Annotated in this window: 18 protein-coding genes; all 18 read left to right on the forward strand. The window is 50.0% G+C overall.

What is annotated here, in order from left to right; genetic code table 11:
- Window position 1 precedes the first annotated feature (1 nt).
- The 18 genes from B0W44_RS04585 to B0W44_RS18020 all read left to right on the forward strand — a co-directional run bounded on the left by B0W44_RS04585 (window position 2) and on the right by B0W44_RS18020 (window position 17,752).
- Window positions 2-1,231 (forward strand): DegT/DnrJ/EryC1/StrS family aminotransferase, encoded by a 1,230-nt coding sequence (locus tag B0W44_RS04585; RefSeq protein ID WP_077718975.1) that lies wholly within the window; start codon window positions 2-4, stop codon window positions 1,229-1,231.
- 43 nt (window positions 1,232-1,274) lie between these two features.
- Window positions 1,275-2,168: a Gfo/Idh/MocA family protein gene (locus B0W44_RS04590; protein WP_077721257.1), complete on the forward strand. Its 894-nt coding sequence runs from the start codon at window positions 1,275-1,277 to the stop codon at window positions 2,166-2,168.
- Window positions 2,169-2,262: 94 nt separating this feature from the next.
- Window positions 2,263-3,060: a sugar phosphate isomerase/epimerase family protein gene (locus B0W44_RS04595; protein WP_335582655.1), complete on the forward strand. Its 798-nt coding sequence runs from the start codon at window positions 2,263-2,265 to the stop codon at window positions 3,058-3,060.
- The gene (locus B0W44_RS04600) at window positions 3,060-4,019 is read left to right on the forward strand and encodes a Gfo/Idh/MocA family protein (RefSeq protein ID WP_077718977.1); all 960 of its coding nucleotides are present in this window, start codon (window positions 3,060-3,062) and stop codon (window positions 4,017-4,019) included. Before B0W44_RS04595 ends, B0W44_RS04600 begins: the two co-directional genes overlap by 1 nt.
- 33 nt (window positions 4,020-4,052) lie before the next feature.
- Entirely contained in the window at window positions 4,053-4,880 is an 828-nt protein-coding gene (locus B0W44_RS04605; protein ID WP_077718978.1) for a sugar phosphate isomerase/epimerase family protein, read from the forward strand.
- Window positions 4,881-4,927: 47 nt separating this feature from the next.
- The gene (locus tag B0W44_RS04610) at window positions 4,928-6,172 is read left to right on the forward strand and encodes an ABC transporter substrate-binding protein (protein WP_077718979.1); all 1,245 of its coding nucleotides are present in this window, start codon (window positions 4,928-4,930) and stop codon (window positions 6,170-6,172) included.
- 51 nt (window positions 6,173-6,223) lie between these two features.
- Window positions 6,224-7,162: a carbohydrate ABC transporter permease gene (locus tag B0W44_RS04615; RefSeq protein ID WP_418304072.1), complete on the forward strand. Its 939-nt coding sequence runs from the start codon at window positions 6,224-6,226 to the stop codon at window positions 7,160-7,162.
- 81 nt (window positions 7,163-7,243) lie between these two features.
- A complete protein-coding gene (locus B0W44_RS04620; RefSeq protein ID WP_077721258.1) occupies window positions 7,244-8,005 on the forward strand; it encodes a carbohydrate ABC transporter permease in 762 nt (253 codons plus the stop codon).
- Window positions 8,006-8,083: 78 nt separating this feature from the next.
- Window positions 8,084-9,103 carry a Gfo/Idh/MocA family protein gene (locus B0W44_RS04625; protein WP_228441508.1) on the forward strand — a complete coding sequence of 340 codons (1,020 nt, stop codon included), beginning with the start codon at window positions 8,084-8,086 and terminating at the stop codon, window positions 9,101-9,103.
- A 1-nt stretch (window position 9,104) separates the two neighbouring features.
- Complete coding sequence (locus tag B0W44_RS04630; protein WP_077718982.1) at window positions 9,105-10,088, forward strand: Gfo/Idh/MocA family protein; 984 nt, start codon at window positions 9,105-9,107, stop codon at window positions 10,086-10,088.
- A gap of 102 nt (window positions 10,089-10,190) precedes the next feature.
- A complete protein-coding gene (locus B0W44_RS04635; protein ID WP_077721259.1) occupies window positions 10,191-11,207 on the forward strand; it encodes an NAD-dependent epimerase/dehydratase family protein in 1,017 nt (338 codons plus the stop codon).
- Between the two features lie 2 nt (window positions 11,208-11,209).
- Window positions 11,210-12,280 carry a dihydrodipicolinate synthase family protein gene (locus tag B0W44_RS04640; protein WP_228441511.1) on the forward strand — a complete coding sequence of 357 codons (1,071 nt, stop codon included), beginning with the start codon at window positions 11,210-11,212 and terminating at the stop codon, window positions 12,278-12,280.
- Window positions 12,281-12,305: 25 nt separating this feature from the next.
- Window positions 12,306-13,649, forward strand: a complete 1,344-nt coding sequence (locus tag B0W44_RS04645; protein ID WP_077718984.1) for a helix-turn-helix domain-containing protein — start codon at window positions 12,306-12,308, stop codon at window positions 13,647-13,649.
- Between the two features lie 88 nt (window positions 13,650-13,737).
- Complete coding sequence (locus B0W44_RS04650; RefSeq protein WP_077718985.1) at window positions 13,738-14,961, forward strand: LysM peptidoglycan-binding domain-containing protein; 1,224 nt, start codon at window positions 13,738-13,740, stop codon at window positions 14,959-14,961.
- 29 nt (window positions 14,962-14,990) lie between these two features.
- A complete protein-coding gene (locus B0W44_RS04655) occupies window positions 14,991-16,019 on the forward strand; it encodes a phosphotransferase (protein WP_077718986.1) in 1,029 nt (342 codons plus the stop codon).
- 190 nt (window positions 16,020-16,209) lie between these two features.
- Window positions 16,210-16,413, forward strand: coding sequence for a cytochrome c oxidase subunit II (locus B0W44_RS04660; protein ID WP_149026928.1), 204 nt, complete (start codon window positions 16,210-16,212; stop codon window positions 16,411-16,413).
- 90 nt (window positions 16,414-16,503) lie between these two features.
- Window positions 16,504-17,406 (forward strand): heme o synthase, encoded by a 903-nt coding sequence (cyoE, locus tag B0W44_RS04665; RefSeq protein WP_228441514.1) that lies wholly within the window; start codon window positions 16,504-16,506, stop codon window positions 17,404-17,406.
- A gap of 175 nt (window positions 17,407-17,581) precedes the next feature.
- Window positions 17,582-17,752 carry a hypothetical protein gene (locus tag B0W44_RS18020; RefSeq protein ID WP_169835423.1) on the forward strand — a complete coding sequence of 57 codons (171 nt, stop codon included), beginning with the start codon at window positions 17,582-17,584 and terminating at the stop codon, window positions 17,750-17,752.
- Window positions 17,753-17,851 lie beyond the last annotated feature (99 nt).

Genomic DNA, 17,851 nt, shown 5'->3' on the forward strand with positions numbered 1-17,851 from the left:
AATGACAAAAACGACCGATCCTGCGTTAGCACTGCACGGGGGACCGAAAGTCAAGACAGAGCCGTTTTCCACAGGGAAGCGCTTTGGGCTGGAAGAAGCTAAACATCTGCTTGAAGCGTTGGAGCAGAATACACTTTTTTATCATTCTGGTGAAAAGGTTAAAACTTTTCTCGAAGAATTTAATCGCCTCTACGGTGTGCAATACAGTGTCGCGACCTCTTCCGGCACGGCAGCGATTCACGTCGCATTACTCGCTTGCGGGGTAAGTGTCGGAGACGAAGTGATCACGTCCCCGATCACCGATATGGGGACGATTGTGGGGATTTTGTATCAAAACGCCGTACCGGTTTTTGCCGATTTGGACCCGTATACGTACACTATGGACCCAAAATCGGTGAGGGAACGCATTACACCCCGTACTAAAGCAATCCTCTCGGTTCATCTGGCGGGCAACCCTTGCTCCATGGACGAGATTATGGCCATCGCCCGGGAACACAATGTAAAAGTCGTAGAAGACTGTGCACAAAGTTACTTATCTTATTACAAAGGAAGACTGGTCGGCACCATCGGGGACTACGGCTGTTTCAGCACGAATGACTTTAAGCACATCTCCACTGGCGACGGAGGAATCGTCACTGTCAATTCGGGTGAAGAAGATGACTACCACCGCGTTCACGCGTTTGCTGACAAAAACTATAGACGGTTTGGAGACAGCGTCAATCGGGATGTCGAGATGTTAGCGCCGAACTACCGCATGACGGAGTTACAAGGCGCGGTCGGTATCGCTCAATTGAAAAAACTGCCCTGGATTTGTAAAACGAGACAGGTGTACGGTGACCGCATTACGGAGGGGATTTCAGGTCTTACGGGTGTCTTCCCCCACAAAGTGACGGAAGGTGGCACGTGTTCCTACTGGTTTTACATGTTCCGGGTCATGTGCGACCGCGATCGGTTTTCAGACGCTTTGAATGCGGAAGGCATTCCGAGCTCTGCCGGTTACATCCCGCAAGTGGTGTACCGGTACAGTCTTTTTCAAAACCGCCAGGCGTACGAAAGGAGTCGCTTTCCCTTTGATTTAAGTAATGTTCGGTACGATTCCAACCTGTGCCCAAACGCCGAAGCCATTTTACAGACGGCTATCCGAATTCCGGTCAGCGAATTTTACTCCGAACGGGACATAGACGACATCATCCAAGCTGTACGTAAGGTCGCAAACCATTTGACTGCATAAGGTAGACGACAGTTGAGGAGGGTGTGCTTTTGTGGGACATGAGATGAAAATAGGCATGATCGGTTTGGATACGTCGCACGCACCGGCTTTTACCGAGTTGCTAAACGATCCCGGCCACCAATATCACGTTCCCGGGGGAAAGGTGATTGCCGCTTTCCCCGGAGGGTCACCGGATTTTGAATTGAGCTACTCCCGCGTTGACACGTATGCGAATCAACTTCGGGAACATTACGGTGTCACGATCGTCGATTCTCCCGAAGCGGTGGCAAAACAGTGCGACGCCATTTTGTTAGAATCTGTCGACGGGCGCGTTCACGTGGAACAGTTTAAGCGCATTGCACCTTATTGCAAACCAACGTTTATTGACAAACCGTTTGCCGTTTCTAGCGCTGATGCCGAAATGATCTTACGAGAAGCAGAGAAATACCGAGTCCCTGTGATGAGCTGCTCGGCGCTCAGGTATGCCGAAGGGTTTAGGGGGGCCCTCGATGACGAAGAGAGCGGTCCTGTTATTGGCGTAGACGCTTACGGCCCGATGGAGCTCCAACCGACCCAACCGGGGTTGTTTTGGTATGGCATTCACACAGTGGAAATGCTTTTTGCCGCCCTGGGAAGAGGGTGCCGACACGTGAGAGCGGAAGCGAACGATGACTTCGATGTCGTCGTCGGAGTCTGGTCAGACGGACGCTTGGGAACCGTGCGAGGAAACCGTCAAGGGAATCGAACGTTTGGCGCACTTCTTCATCGGAACGAGAGGACGCACTTCGTAGACGTGTACGCAGATGAAAAACCTTACTACGCCAGTTTGTTGGAGCATATAATGACAATGTTCAAGACGGGAGAAGCCCCCATACATCCAGAAGAAACTTTGGAAATCGTTCGTTTCATCGAAGCAGCGAATGAAAGTCGCAACAGTGGAAAGACGGTCCGCTTATAAACGCATGGCTTGTGTGCCTCAATTTTTACGATGAAGGGATGTTGATCACTTGCTTAAGGGAATCAACCAGTGGTGCTTTCCACAGGGCACTTCTTTGGAAGAAGTTTTTGAACACTCCAGTTCTGCCGGTTTCGACGTCGTTGAATTAAATCTCAACCCTGTCGGCGGAGTCGGGCTCACGATGGACACAACGGTGAAAGAAGCGGAGGCGATCGGGAAACTCGCTCTGAAATACGGTTTAAACCTCCAAAGTTTGTCGACAGGGTTGTTGTGGGAATCGCCCCTTTCAGATCCAGATCCTAATGTCCGGGAACAAGGGAGAAAAGTCGTGTTAAAGCAACTGGAATTGGCAGAAATACTCGGCATTGATACAGTTTTGGTCGTGCCAGGCGTTGTGAACGCAAACACGCCTTATGAGGTGTGTTACAAAAACAGTCAGGAAGAGATTCACAAACTGATTACAACAGCGGAACAGCGAAACGTCGTCATCGGGATCGAAAACGTGTGGAATAAATTTTTGCTTTCTCCTCTCGAGATGGCCGCGTACGTCGATCAGTTTGAGTCGGACTGTGTAGGCGTGTACTTCGACGTCGGAAATGTCCTCCCATTCGGTTATCCAGAACAGTGGATCCGCCTTTTAGGAGAGCGAATTCGAAAGGTACACGTGAAGGATTTCTGTACGAAGGTAGGGAACATAGACGGTTTTGTCCCTCTATTGGCCGGAGATGTCAATTGGAAAGCAGTGTATGCGGCGTTATGTGAGGTCGGTTACGATGGCGCACTTACCGCTGAGCTCAGTCCATACAAACAGGCGCCGTTTCAGCTCATTTACGACACGTCTCGGCATTTGGACATGATCATGAGACGTGCAAGTATAAGGGAGGAGCGGTAATCTTGCGAGTCGGGATGGTTGGAGCTGGCGGGATCGCCAGCACCCACTTGCACCATTTGAATCTCAACGAGCAAGTGGAACTCGTCGCCGTTTGCGACATAAATGAAGACGTATTGAGTGCGAAAGCGACAGAGTACGGTGCCGCACCGTACCGTGACGTGGAAAAAATGCTGGATAAGGAAAAATTAGATGTCCTGTTCGTCTGCGTACCTCCTTTTGCCCACGGCACCATCGAAGAAGAAGCGGCAGCGCGGGGGATTCATCTTTTTGTGGAGAAACCGGTCGGCTTGGACATGAACACTGTAAAGCAAAAAGCGAAGGCGATTGAAGCATCCGGTGTTTTGGCAGGTACCGGCTATTGTCTGCGGTACCTCGATACCGTTCAGAGATTGAAGGAATACATAATAGACAAAACGGTCGCCATGGTTCGCGGTTACTATTTAACAATGTTTGTTTCGACGCCGTGGTGGCGGGACATGTCCAAATCGGGCGGGCAGCTCGTCGAACAGGCGACACACATTGTCGACCTCATGCGCTACTTCGCAGGGGATGTGGAGAAGGTATCTGCGGACATGGCCCTGTGTGCCATGCACGATGTCGAAGGACTGAACATCCCCGATGTAGGGTCAGTGAACGTAGTGTTTACATCCGGTGCAATTGGACATATGGCGACGTCCTTCACCCAACCGGACCACCGTTCGGGTGTGGAAATTTTGGGACGGGACTTCCGCGCCGTGATAGATGGGACTACCCTCTCAATCGCAGAAGGGGACTGCACGACAACGTACAGAAGCAGTGTCGATTTTTACAAAGAACAGGACGATGCGTTTATCGAAGCCGTTAAAACGGGTAATCCGAGTTTAATACTGGCACCGTTCAAAGAAGCAGTGAAGACATTGCAAATAACTTTGGCTGCAAACGAATCCGCGAAAAGCGGGAGCAGTGTCTGGTTAAGATGACTCGCCAGCGAAAAAAGTTCGGGAGGGTTCACCTTGAAATTAGCCCTTAGCATGTGGAGTGTGCACCGCACGGTACAAGAAAGAGATTGGACTGTCATCGACTTTTTATCCTACTGTCGGGACGAAGGTGTCGAAGAAGTAGAATTGCTGGACGTCTTTTGGCATGACGTCGAGAGGGAGTTGCCGAGGGTGATTCAGTACGCCTCTGATTGCGGGATACGCATCGCGAGCTACGCAGTTGGAAACGATCTCGTGCAATTCGACAGAGGCGAGCGAAAGAAGGAGTTGAAAAAAGTACTAGACGGCATAAACATCGCTAGAAGGCTAGGTGTGCACATCGTTCGCGTCTTTGCCGGCGACGTAAAAAAAGGTTTGTCGTATGAGGAGGGCAGAGGGTGGATTATAGACGGATTGAAAAAAGCGACAAAAGTGGCTGAAGAACAAAACATAATGCTCTGTTTAGAAAACCACGGCCATTTTGCCGGAAAGAGCGAACAAGTGAAAGACATCGTCGAACAGGTCAATAGTAACGCGTTCCGTTTGACGTACGATGTCGGGAACTTTTTACTGGTGGATGAAAACCCTTTAGAAGCGCTTGACGCTTTACTGCCGTATGTAGAGCACGTACACGTAAAAGATTTTAAATTGCAAACCGGCGGGCGTTTCCGATCCTTGACCGGGAAAGTGTATGAGGGCGTCTCGGTCCATGAAGGCGATGTCAACGTGCCGGTTGTGCTAGAGCGGCTGAAGAACTGCGGGTACAAAGGGGCTATTGTGTTGGAATACGAAGGAGCTGGGAGCGAACTGGAGGGGATACAGAGGGGGTATCGCAACTTTGAAAAAATAGTCAGTCGACGATAGGTGAAAAGATAGTTTGTCTCACTCTCTGAAATGGAGGGAGAGTTTTGATGCGTAAACCGTTCATACTCCTTTTGATTTTAATCTCCTTACTCGTCGGGTGTGGCAGTGGACAAACGGACGGGGCAGTGGAGTTAGATGTAGCCTTGTGGGACCCTGATGTGAGTGAAGCAGTGGCAAAGTCAGTTCAGGCGTTTGAGGAGAAACACCCTGACGTCAATGTGAACGTCACCTACACGCCGTACAATGACTACTTCACGAGACTGCGCACGAGCTTGGCAGGCAAGAAAGGGCCTGACGTGTTTTGGATGAACGGGCCAAACTTTTATCAATATGCCTCTTTAGGGTTAATAAAAAATCTGCAACCTTTAATTGAACGCGACAATCTGGATACGAGTGTCTACACGCCTGCACTCAAAGAATTGTATGCTTACGACCAGAAATTGTATGGACTTCCATATTTTCAAGACGTCATCGGCTTGTTCTTCAACAAAAAACTGTTTGATGAGGCGGGCATTCCATACCCCGACGAAACTTGGACGTGGGAGACTGTTGAAGAGGTGGGGAGGAAGCTGACCGATAACAAGAACGGCATCTACGGGTACATCGCCCCGTATTCGAATCAGCAAGGATATTACAATTACATCCACCAAGCAGGCGGTTACGTCATCAATGAGGACAAAACTCTGTCAGGCTTTGATGCTCCAGAGGCGAAGTCTGCGTTCAAATGGATGAAAAGGATGATGGACGAAGGAATATCTCCAACGGCTAAAACGCAGATTGAATCAGGGATTAACCAAATATTCGGTTCAGGAAAAGCGGCAATGCTGCCACAGATTTCCGTGAACGCCCCCGTTTTGTATGACATGCTGGGAGAGGATTTAGGGGTCGCCCCTTTGCCAAAAGGGAAAGAGCGAGCAACGATCATTCACGGGCTCAGCTGGGTGATGAACAGCAATACAAAAAGTGAAAAGCTCGCATGGGAGCTGTTGAAAACATTGTCAAACGAACAGTCTGAACAGTGGCTGGCTGAAACAGGGTTTAGCATCCCGGCTTACAAAGGGACAGAGGAAGCTTGGATTAAATCCATTCCTTCTGTCGATTTGCAGGTGTTTATCGACAGTCTTGAATTCGGGGTCCCTTACCCCGTGTCTGAAAATACGACAAAATGGCAGGATGTTGAAAACGAAGAAATACAAAAAATGCTTTTAGGCCAAACGTCGATCGATGAAGCGACAGAGGCCGTGGCCGAGAAGATGAACGAAATTTTAGCTGATCAGAGTAAAGGGCCTTGACAAAACTGAATCGCTTGTAACCGTCTTACGGTTAGGAAGGGAGGGTGACAGGTGAAGCAACCAGTCTTTTCAACCACAGTACGCCAAAGGAAGCCTGTTGGGCATAGATCGAAGGCCAAAAGGAAAGAAGCGATGTGGGCTTATTTGTTCATAGCGCCTTTAGTGTGTGGGCTGGGCATTTTTTATATGGCGCCTGCCGTAACATCCTTTTATCTGTCCTTGACCGAGTGGGACGGATTGACCACTCCCCATTTCATCGGTGTGCAAAATTTCATTGACTTGATGCAAGACGGGACATTTTTGCGGTCCGTGTGGAATACGGTCCTTTTTACACTAGGAGCTGTACCTTGTTCCATTGCGCTGGCCACAGTCATCGCGGTGCTGCTGAACCAGAAGATTAAAGGAGCGGTCTTTTACCGCACGTTGTTTTTTATACCGGCCATTACGATGCCGATCGCAGTTGGGATGGTCTGGAAGTGGCTGTACAACTCGGACTTCGGTATGATCAACGTGGTCCTCGGTTTTTTGCGGCTCCCTCAACCTGAATGGATTTTTGACGAAAGAGTCGCACTCCTTTCCGTCATTGTCGTGCAAATCTGGATGACGGTAGGATACAATATTGTCATTTTACTTGCAGGCCTCCAAAGTATTTCTACTTCTTACTACGAAGCTGCCACACTGGATGGAGCAACTGATTTTCACAAGTTCTTGCATGTTACGCTGCCCTTGTTGACACCCAGTTTATTCTTCGTTTTAGTCACGTCGTTGATCAGCTCGTTGCAAGTGTTCGATTTGATCTTTGTCATGATCGGGGATAACTTTGCGCTGCTCGAGCCAACCCGGACAGTCGTGTACGGGGTGTGGGAGAGCGGATTTAAATACTTTGAGATGGGGTATGCTTCCGCACAAGCCTTAATTTTGTTCACCGTGATTCTCGTGCTCACCCTTTTTCAGTTCTATTTTCAGAAAAAGTGGGTTCATTATCAGTGATGGGAGAAAGGAGGGCAAGTGGTGTATCCGTCGACTAAAAAAGTTGCCATCCACTTGGTGCTCATAGTGGGATCGCTCGTCATGGTCGCCCCTTTTTTGTGGATGTTGTTCACGTCTTTCAAATCGTTTGCCGAATCGATGCAAGTGCCGCCGACGATTTTACCGAAAGTGTGGAGACTGGATAATTACGTCGAGGTCTTCGAGAAAGTCAACTTTTTGACCTATTACCTGAACACGATCTCGGTCACAGTGGGCCGAACAGTCGGTCAGCTCATCCTTTGTTCTTTAGCGGCTTTTGCTTTTGCAAGAATGTCGTTTCCGGGGAAAAATGTCATTTTCATCGCTTTGCTCTCAGTTTTGATGGTCCCTTCTCAAGTCGTGATGATCCCAAGCTTTGTCATTGTCAGGGAGTTGGGGTGGTTTGACACACTTTACGCGTTAATTGTACCGGGTATTTTCAGCGCATTTGGGACTTTTTTGCTGCGCCAATTTTTCATGTCGATCCCGAGAGAATTGGATGAAGCGGCTAAAATTGACGGATGTTCTTACTTTGGAATTTACTGGAGAGTTGTGCTCCCCTTGTCGAAGCCGGCGTTAGTCGCTCTCGCGATTTTTACAATTTTAAATGCGTGGAACGATTTTCTTTGGCCCCTCGTCGTTACAAGCTCGGATTCGATGAGGGTACTGTCGATCGGAATAGCGTCGTTCCAAGGGGAGTATGCGACGGAGTACCCGTTGCTGATGGCCGGGGCTTTGATGGCTTCCTTGCCGTTGATTCTCATTTTTATCTTTTTACAGCGGTACTTTATTGAAGGGATTACAATGACCGGGATGAAAGGGTGATGTCAAGAGAACGTCTTTAAATGCCTAAAAGAGAATGTGAGAAGGAAATGAGTGCGAAAAGACTTATAATTGAGGAGAATGAAGACTATGTTAAATGTGGCTGTTATCGGATTAGGAACGATGGGGAACGTGCACGTTGAGGCGTGGTCCCGTATTTCCGACGTTAATGTAGCTGCTGTGTCGGCACTGGACCGAGAAAAAACTGAAGCTGTGGCCTCTCGGTATGGTGCAAAACCGTATTCTCAACTGGAAGCACTCTTGGAACAGCCAGATATCGACCTCGTCGACATTTGTTTGCCGACTTATCTTCATAAACAGTTTGTGACCAAAGCAGCGGAAGCGGGCAAGCACATCATTTGTGAAAAGCCTCTCGGGCTGGACGTGAAGGAAGCTCGAGACATGATAGACATTTGCGAGCAAAACGGCGTTGAACTGTACGCGGCGCAAGTCGTCCGCTTTTTTCCCGAATATGTGAATGCCCGTGTACAGGTGAAAAAGGGCAAGATCGGAAACCCGGGGATCGTGCGCTTGTCGCGCGGAGGCCCATTTCCGCGGGCGTGGGAAAATTGGTATGCCGACGAAAAGAAGAGTGGCGGGCTCATTCTCGATATGATGATTCACGATTTCGATTGGCTCAGGTGGACATTCGGAGAAGTGGAGCGAGTCATGGCCCGTCGCGTTGTGCGTTCAGAGGGGACAAATCCGCTGCAGTACGTACTCGTGACACTGAGAACAGAAGACGGAGTGATAGCACACGTGGAAGGGACGTGGGCCCACCCTTCGTTTCGCACCTCGTTTGAAATTGCCGGGGACAAGGGGATGATCGTGCACGACAGCCGAGACAGCGCTCCCCTCTCCCTTCAGTTGCGCGCACATGAGGATAAAGGGGTGGATCCAGGTGTTGCAGTGCCGGAAAGCCCTCTTCACAAAGACCCCTACCAAAGGCAGTTAGAACATTTCTCGAGATGCCTTATGACCGGTGCCCGCCCAATCGTGACGGCGCATGACGCATTGAAAGCCGTTGAGATTTCACAGGCTGCGCTAAAATCTGCATCCTCCGGAAAACCGGTAGAAATTGTAAAATACGAGGTGAATTGACGTGAACATTGGCATGATCAGCTTTGCTCACATGCACGCGAACAGTTATGCGAAACATTTACACCGTCATCCTGAATCAGAGTTAACAGCGATTTGGGACGATGATCCTTCCAGGGGACAGCGAGCTTCAGACGCATTTGGCGCGCGTTACTACGACGACCTCGACCAGTTCTTACATTCTGATGTCGACGCCGTTTTGGTTTGTTCGGAGAACGCCAAGCACCGGGATCACGTCGTGAAAGCCTCTCAGGCAGGCAAACACGTCTTGTGTGAAAAGCCGATAGCGACAGAAATACGCGATGCGGAAGAGATGATCGACTCCTGCAGGGAGCACGGCGTTATTCTCCAAATCGCTTATCCCGTTCGCTTTGCTCCGTCTGTAGAGAGAGTGCGAGACATGGTTCAAAACGGTGAGTTAGGGGACATTTTAGCCATTAACGGAACGAACCACGGGCAGATGCCTGGAGGTTGGTTTGTTCAGAAGGAGATGTCCGGGGGAGGCGCAGCCACGGATCACATCGTTCACGTTATGGACCTTGTACGTTGGATGTTGAACGATGAAGTTAAAAGTGTGTATGCGGAAATGGATACGCGCTTTTACGACATCGATGTGGAAGATTGCGGGATTGTCTCGCTGGAGATGGAGTCTGGAACGATCGTCACCATTGACCCGAGCTGGTCACGGCCGAAGACGTTCCCGATGTGGGGAGACGTCAAAATGGAAATGATCGGGACAAAAGGAACGCTTTCAGTAGACGTGTTCAAGCAGTCTGTTCTTTATTTCAATGACCGAGATGGCAAGGTGCAACAGCTGCCATGGGCAGAAGATATGGACAGACGCTTGATAGACGACTTCTTGGACTGTATTAAACACAACCGAGCCCCTTCCATCACTGGAGAAGACGGGCTGCGCACATTAGAGGTCGTCAAAGCGGCGTATGAGTCCCATGAGTCAAAAAAAGTCGTGCAGCTGACGAGACGCTAAAAACTATCTATTTGAATTAAAGACAATTAATAGACTTGTCTGTAAAGGGAACGAACCGATAGAATATGAGGACACCATGATCGAAAGGAAGTTAACCGTTAAATGAGAACAGTCCGTGAATTGGAAAAGGTCTTGGCAGAGCCGTCAGATTCTTTGATGCGCGATATGGCAGCATTGGACGGTGATATTCTTATCCTCGGCGTCGGTGGCAAAATGGGCCCTAGTCTTGCACGGTTGGCGCGAAACGCTATTCAGCAGGCTGAGGTAGATAAAGAAGTGATAGGCGTTTCCCGCTTTTCATCCGGTAGATTGCGCGAAGAGCTTGAGGCAGACGGCATTAAGACAATGGCGGTCGATTTACTTGAAGAAGAGCAGTTGAAATCGCTTCCGGAAGTGAAAAACGTCATCTTTATGGCTGGCAACAAGTTTGGGACGACGGGAAACGAACACTTTAGTTGGGCCATGAACACCTACTTGCCAGGGCGGGTGGCTGAAAAATTTAGGAAATCCCGCATCGTCGCTTTTTCCACTGGAAATGTGTATCCGCTCACACCCCTTGCGCTAGGGGGAGCATCGGAAGATTACCCGCCGAACCCCGTTGGGGAGTACGCCCAGTCATGTTTGGGGCGGGAACGCGTTTTGGAGTACTTTTCACACAAGTACGGGACACCCGTCGTCCTTTTCCGGTTGAATTATGCCATTGACATGAGGTACGGAGTTCTTCTAGAAATTGCAAAAGCCGTTAAAGAACAGGAACCTATAGATCTCGCGATGGGGCATGTAAACGTCATTTGGCAAGGGGACGCAAACGAAATGGCGATTCGCGCATTCACGTGTTGTTCCAGTCCGCCACGCGTTTTAAACGTGACGGGACCGGAAACAGTGTCCGTTCGCTGGTTAGCTGAACGATTCGGAGAATTGTTCGACGTTACTCCACGATTTGTAAATGAAGAACAGGACACGGCCCTGTTAAGCAATGCATCCCGGTCGCACCAGTTGTTCGGATACCCGAGAGTCTCTCTGTTGCAGATGGTGGAGTGGACCGCTCAATGGGTAGAAGCAAACGGCTTGACCATAGACAAACCGACCCATTTTCAAGAGAGACAGGGGGCGTTTTAGCCGTGGCTGACCAAAAAACGTTACCCCCTTCCGTAAAAAGGGCGTTGCACGATGGCGTTGTCATTCCGGCACACCCCCTCGCCCTTACCGCTGCCCGAACGTTGGACGAGCGGAGGCAAAAAGCCCTCACGCGGTATTACATCGCTTCCGGAGCTGGCGGTATTGCCATAGGAGTGCATACGACCCAGTTCGAAATTCGAGACAAAGACGTCAATTTGTTTGAACCCGTACTGCGGTTAGCCGCTGAAACTGTGGAAGAGGCCGTGCTGGACCGACCGTTTGTCAAAGTTGCGGGCGTTTGTGGTCCGACAGCGCAAGCTGTATCAGAGGCACAGATCGCCGCTGATCTCGGCTACGATCTGGGGCTCGTCAGCTTAGGCGGATTAAGTGACTGGACAGATCGAGAACTGATTCAGCACGTTGAAAAAGTAGCCGACATTCTGCCTGTTTTTGGTTTTTACTTACAGCCTTCCGTTGGCGGTCGGAGGCTGAGTTACGACTTTTGGCGTGAACTTGCAGAAATGCCAAACGTCATGGCGATTAAGATCGCACCGTTTAACCGATACCAAACGTTAGATGTTGTGAGGGCCGTATGCCATTCGAGTCGCAGTGACGAGATCGCGCTGTACACAGGAAATGACGACAACATTGTGGCGGATCTCCTGACAACGTACCGTTTTTGCGTAGAAGGGAAAGTAGTCGAAAAGCGTATAGTCGGCGGTTTACTCGGTCACTGGGCGGTATGGACGAAAAAAGCAGTCGAACTACTGGAGGAAATCAAAACAGTTCGTGCCAAAAGGGAAACAGTACCAGCTGATCTCTTGACAAAAGGAGTGGAAATAACGGATGCCAATGCCGCTTTTTTTGACCCGTCCAACGATTTTGCAGGGTGCATCCCAGGGATACATGAGGTGTTGCGAAGGCAGGGCCTCCTAGAGGGAAGGTGGTGTCTAAACCCGAATGAAGAGCTGTCAGAGGGACAAAAAGAAGAGATTGACCGGGTTTACCGGGATTACCCCTATTTAAATGACGATGACTGGGTGATGGCACACCTTCAGGAGTGGTTGAAGTAGTCACTCATACGGAGGGGCGTTTGTCATGACGCGAAAAATGGGAATCGCCATCGGAGTGATCGGCCATGACGTTCTCGTACAAAAAATGGTTTCGGCGTTAAAGTTGTTCCCTAACTTTTATCCGATGGTGCGTGTGTACGAGAATGAACACGAAGTGCCGCCATTAGTTGAATCGCTAAAAGACGATGTAGAGGTGTTGTGTTTTTCAGGGTATCGCCCCTATAGGAGAGCAATGGACTGTTTGAATTTGCACATTCCAGCACATTATGTCCCACTGTCTGGGGCGGGGTTGTACAGTGCGTTATTCCGCTTACAAAAAAGGTCGAGTTTAGACAAACTGTCCATTGATTCCCTTTCAGAGGCAATCGTGAAGCAAGCGTTGCGCGAATTGGGGGAAGGCGATTCCGAACTGATTGGCTTTCCGGAATTACCTTCTAACACGTTGGAAGAAATTTTGCGTTTTCATCAAGAGCAATTTTTGGAAAAAAGGTGTACCGGTGTGTTAACCGGGGAGAAAGCAGTTGCAGATCGTCTGTCAGCTGCTGACGTACCGAACGAGTGGGTGATGCCGACGCAGCAGGATATTGTGGTGTCACTGGAACGGGCTCTTCTCTCCACGGAGTCGAGGCGGATGAAAGAGTCACAAATTGTCGTCGGGCTCATTCAAATTAACGATTTTAACCAGTTGGTCGAAAACACCTCTTCAGAACACGAAGTGCAAAAAATGAAACTCGACATTCACAGAGTGTTTCTCGATTACGTGAAGTCTCTGGAAGGGCATTTAACCAACCTCGGCGGAGGAGAGTATCTCTTCTTTACCACCCGTGGTATTTTTGAACGGGAGACGAGAGGGTATAAATATATTCCCCTGCTACAAGAAAGTGAAAAGTCGTTGGGCCTGTCCTTGCGTATTGGGATCGGGTTCGGCAGGTCGGCTAACGAGGCCGGTACGCACGCCAGGTTGGCCCTTCGCCAATCGAAGGAAGCCGGTGGCAATGTTTGTTACATCGTCAGAGAGGATAAATGCGTCATCGGACCGGTGGAAATGAAGCCCCCGCTTGTGTACGACTTATCCGTAACAGATAAAGAGCTGCTTTCAAAAGCGGAAAAGGCGGGGATGACGGCCACATACATGAGTAAACTGCTGGCTCAAGTGAACGCGCACGGCAAGGTGGAATATACAGCACAAGAACTGGCTCCTATTCTGGGTGTTACCGTTCGAAGCACACATCGGATCCTGTTGCAGTGGCTTGATGCGGGCGTGGTTGAGATCGTCGGGGTTGAGAAAGTCGCGACGAAAGGGAGGCCGCGGCAAATTTACCGCCTTTCTTTTCTTAACCGAAAGCATGCCGAAAGTGATGAGCGCTGACAGTTGCTACGATGCCAATTCAAGGTTCTAATCTCCCTTAAGAGCTCATATCTTGTAACGATTGATTGCTTTCTTGGGGGGATGAGCATTGACGGGCGACGAGCAATCCCAATTGCGGTTTGATATTTCTGAGAAAATAGCTTTTCAGAAGGGGCAACCGGGGATCGACACATTGCTGTCCCTGGATTTGACCCCGGAAGTTCGGATCGAAGACCTCGGAGCCAACGTGAAAATTGAAGGCGTCATCCGGTTGAGTGGAACGTATCTCGGCGAGTCTGAACGGTCTGAACCGTCAGCAGATGTGAGGGACTGGGACGAACAACTGGAAGCAGAAGAAATTGAGTATATTATCCCGCTGGAAATTACGCTGCCGTCAGAACGCATTGGGCAGCTTGAAGACATTACGGCCGAGATTCAGTCGTTTGACTACGACGTGTTGTCCTCACACGAATTAGGAATTGAAGCGGTTTTAGTCATTGACGGATTACAACTCGGAAGCAGCGCGGGACATACGATTGCCAGTTTCGGTAAAGAAGAGGAAGAGTCAGAAACCGCGTCCGAGGGAGGGGCCCATGACAAAGACGGTGAAGCCCGAGACGCAAAAGACGTGCCAGAAGCCCCTTTCGGACTGAGACCCCAGCCCCTTGAGCAGCACGGTCATGCATCAGGTGAAGATGTTGCACCAAAGGAGCAAAGTGACGGTGTAGAAAACGACGACCTCCGCGAACAGGAGGGTAAAGCCGAGGAAGCAGCCGATGGGGACAGTGCAGGGTCCGCATCTGAACCAGTCGTTGAAAGGAAAGAAGACCGTGAGCAGTTGACGGACAAAAGGGGCGACACTGAAGGAGAGGTGCCGCACCACGAAACTAAAATCCATTTTCGCAAAAAAGAAGAAGAAGACCATACACCTGATGCCGTTCCGCTCAACGAGTTGTTGCACGAATCACCCGACGCCCTTTCCCGGGATGTTGGAAATATGTCCGGAGGGGAAGGTGCACAAGAAACCAAAGGGACTGCCGAGACTGTCGAGGAATCGGGTGAAGCGACCGCTGCGGAGGAAACAGGTGACCTTCCTGGAGAACAAACAGACGATGAGAAGAAGTACGTCGGCATCGAGTGGATGAAGGAGAAGTTGGGCGGAGGAGAAGACCGCTTCCACCGCCTCAAAATTGTAATCGTACAAAAAGATGATACGTTGGAAGCTATTGCAGACCGCTACAATCTGTCGTCAGTAGAGCTCTTGCAAGTGAACAAATTGCAGACCGGGCAACTTGAAGAAGGGCAAATGATTTACATTCCCGTGCACGACTGACAGCGTGAAAGAGAAGGGGGCGAATAACCGTGGGTAGCGGTCCGCAGCCAGGTCAAGTGTTAGACCAGGCGCTCCGGATGTACGCATGGCATCTCCGGAAAGTCACAAAAGTACGTGGTGCGTTTCGAGTTCAGACTGAGGCGGACACATTTGCCCTGAAACCGGTCCGCGTGAAACGGCAGCGCTTATCCTTTTTGCAGAAGGTGAACACACACTTAGACGACCACAATTACACCCATGTTCTGCCGTGGCTGAAGGCGAAGAACGGTGAACGCTATTATGCCGACGAAACGGTGGCGTTCTATGCCACCCCGTGGTTCGGCGCAGAGTGGACGCCCAATGCTTCTCTCTCCGAAAAACGCATAATACAGTCGTTGGCCGATTTGCACCGGTTGACGGAAAACGCCGGCTTTGGAACAGGTGGTGCGGAACCCCAGTTTAAAGAAACCGTTAGACGATGGAACGATCAAAAAGAGCAGGTGGAGCATTATGCGGAGAAAGCGAGAAAGCGTACGTACCCTTCGCCGTTTGACACTGCTTTCTTGAATCACGTCGACGAGCTGGTGCACGCCGCATCGTTTGCCCTAAACGGATTAAAGAGATTGTCAGAATATGATGCGCGAAAACCGTTTCGCCGCGTGTTTTGTCACCGGCGCATCCACCGCCACAATCTGTTGGTCCTCGGGGACGACTGGAAGTGGATTGACTTTGATCACGGCGGATGGGACGTTCCCATGAAGGATTTGGCCCTTTTCTTTCAACGCTTTCCGCCAAAGGGCGAAACTCCGCCAGAGATCCTCGAGAGCTGGTTAAAGGCTTATGAGGCGACGCTTCCACTCAGCCCGCGCGAGAAGCAATGGTTCTGTATCTTTATCGCGTATCCGGACCGGGTCATCAAATGGCTGAACCGCTATTACGGTCACGACGGTTCTGTCAACGAGCTGTTTTACGTCCAAGAGCTGGAGCAGGAAATTCGCTGTTTTCAGCAGCTCAAACAGTTCGCGAAGCATGTTTGGCCGAAAAAACGGGAGAAAAGACAAAAGGTGTCCACGCCGTAAGCGCCCGCTCCAACTTCTGGAGCGGGCGCTTAACGTATAGAGAGTGTCATCTAATTGTCAGATTTCACCTTCCAGTCCGTCGTATCCGGACGTTATACTTAAAATTACCAGAGTTGCGGGTTTGTGTTTTCCGTGGACTTTTATTATGATGACAGTAGTGTTTCACGAAACATTATGGTCGGAGGCTGTTATGATAGCGTTTATTGTCCTTCTCGTGCTGACGAGTTCTGTTTTTTTATTTCTGTGGGTCTTGCACTTGACGTCGTTATGGCGCAAGCCGAGTGGAAAACGTGATGTGACGGCCGTCATTTGGACGGTTATACCGGGAGTTATACTGATCGGGCTGGGTATCATCGGTCCGTTTATCGTCCGCAATTTGCAAAACTTATCATAAATATTTTCTGCAGAAGGTGACGAATTTGGAACGGGACATGAGCTACAACTCGACGTCGGAATCGGCAGTGGAGCAGGAACAGGCCCCCCGGTGACAGAACCGTTGCACTGGCGCGACTTCATCACTGTCACAAAAACAGGTATCGTGAAATCGAATGTGCTCAGTGCAGCGGCCGCCTTTTGGTTGGCGGTACAGACAGTCGGCAGATCTGGAACCGACTTCTCAGGGCTATCCGGGTTTTTACTTTTTTTGTACACGTGTGTCGGAACAGCGCTCATCATAGCTTCGGGGTGTGTATTAAACAATTATTTAGACCGCGACTTGGACAAAAAGATGGAACGGACAAAACATCGTCCGTCGGTTCAACGCTTTGATTCCAGATTGTTGCTCGGTTACGGGATTGTGCTCGGGATTGCCGGTACACTGCTGTTGGTGACACTCGTCAATTTAATAACGGCTGTTTTAGGTCTCTTGGGCATCTTTTTCTACGTCATCGTCTACACCTTGTGGATGAAGCGGACGACCTCACTCAACACGGTTGTCGGCGGGCTATCTGGCGCCATTCCGCCGATGATGGGTTGGTGCGCGGTGACAGGCGGCTTGGATGCAGGCGCGGGCCTCCTGTTCGTCATCATGTTTTTGTGGCAACCGCCTCACTTTTTGGCATTGGCCATGCTTCGCTCGGAGGAGTACCGCGTTGCCGGCTTTAAGATGCTTACGTCCGAAAGCGGTGCGAAGGAAACTAAGTGGCAAATGTTGCTTTGGACGACGGCACTAGTTCCCGCCTCCCTACTCCTCTACTTACTGCCGTCCCTCGGTGACCTCTACTTAACCGTGATGACGATTTTGGGCGGCTTTTACGTCGCGTACGCGTTGCAAGGTGTGTACGGCAACGCCCCAAACGAGAAACAGTGGGCAGGCAAGATGTTTGGCTATTCACTCATTTACTTGGTCGTCATGTACGCGGTCATATTTGTTGACGCTGCTCTTTAGGACAGGTGTTTCGAACAAGCCTCTGAAGGTGTTGAATCCCTGGGATAGATAGATTCGGAACTGAATGCCCCCTTGAGTGGGGCTTTTTTTGTAACGTGTTTTACCAATACGAAATGAAACGGTGAAAAGCGGGATACACTACTGATACAACACGATTTGAAAGGCAGGGATGTCGATGGTTAAACCGCATCAAGAGCGGAAGCACAGAGGGACGAAGCGGAAGTGGCCGAAAATCGAAGACACAGAGTTCGGAAAAGAACGGCTAGTGTCTCAAGCTGTGCAACGCTCGTACAATCAAAGCGGTCTGGAAGACGAGCCTCTTTCGGAAGAAGATGAAACGCAGTAAACTTGAAAAACTTGAGCTTCGTTTGCGGGTTTGCGTCAAAGCGTAAAGCCCGCTTTTTTTACGAAAAAAAGGATTGTCCATGTCCCATTATTTTATTAT

It is taken from the genome of Novibacillus thermophilus (assembly GCF_002005165.1).
Lineage (GTDB): Bacteria > Bacillota > Bacilli > Thermoactinomycetales > Novibacillaceae > Novibacillus > Novibacillus thermophilus.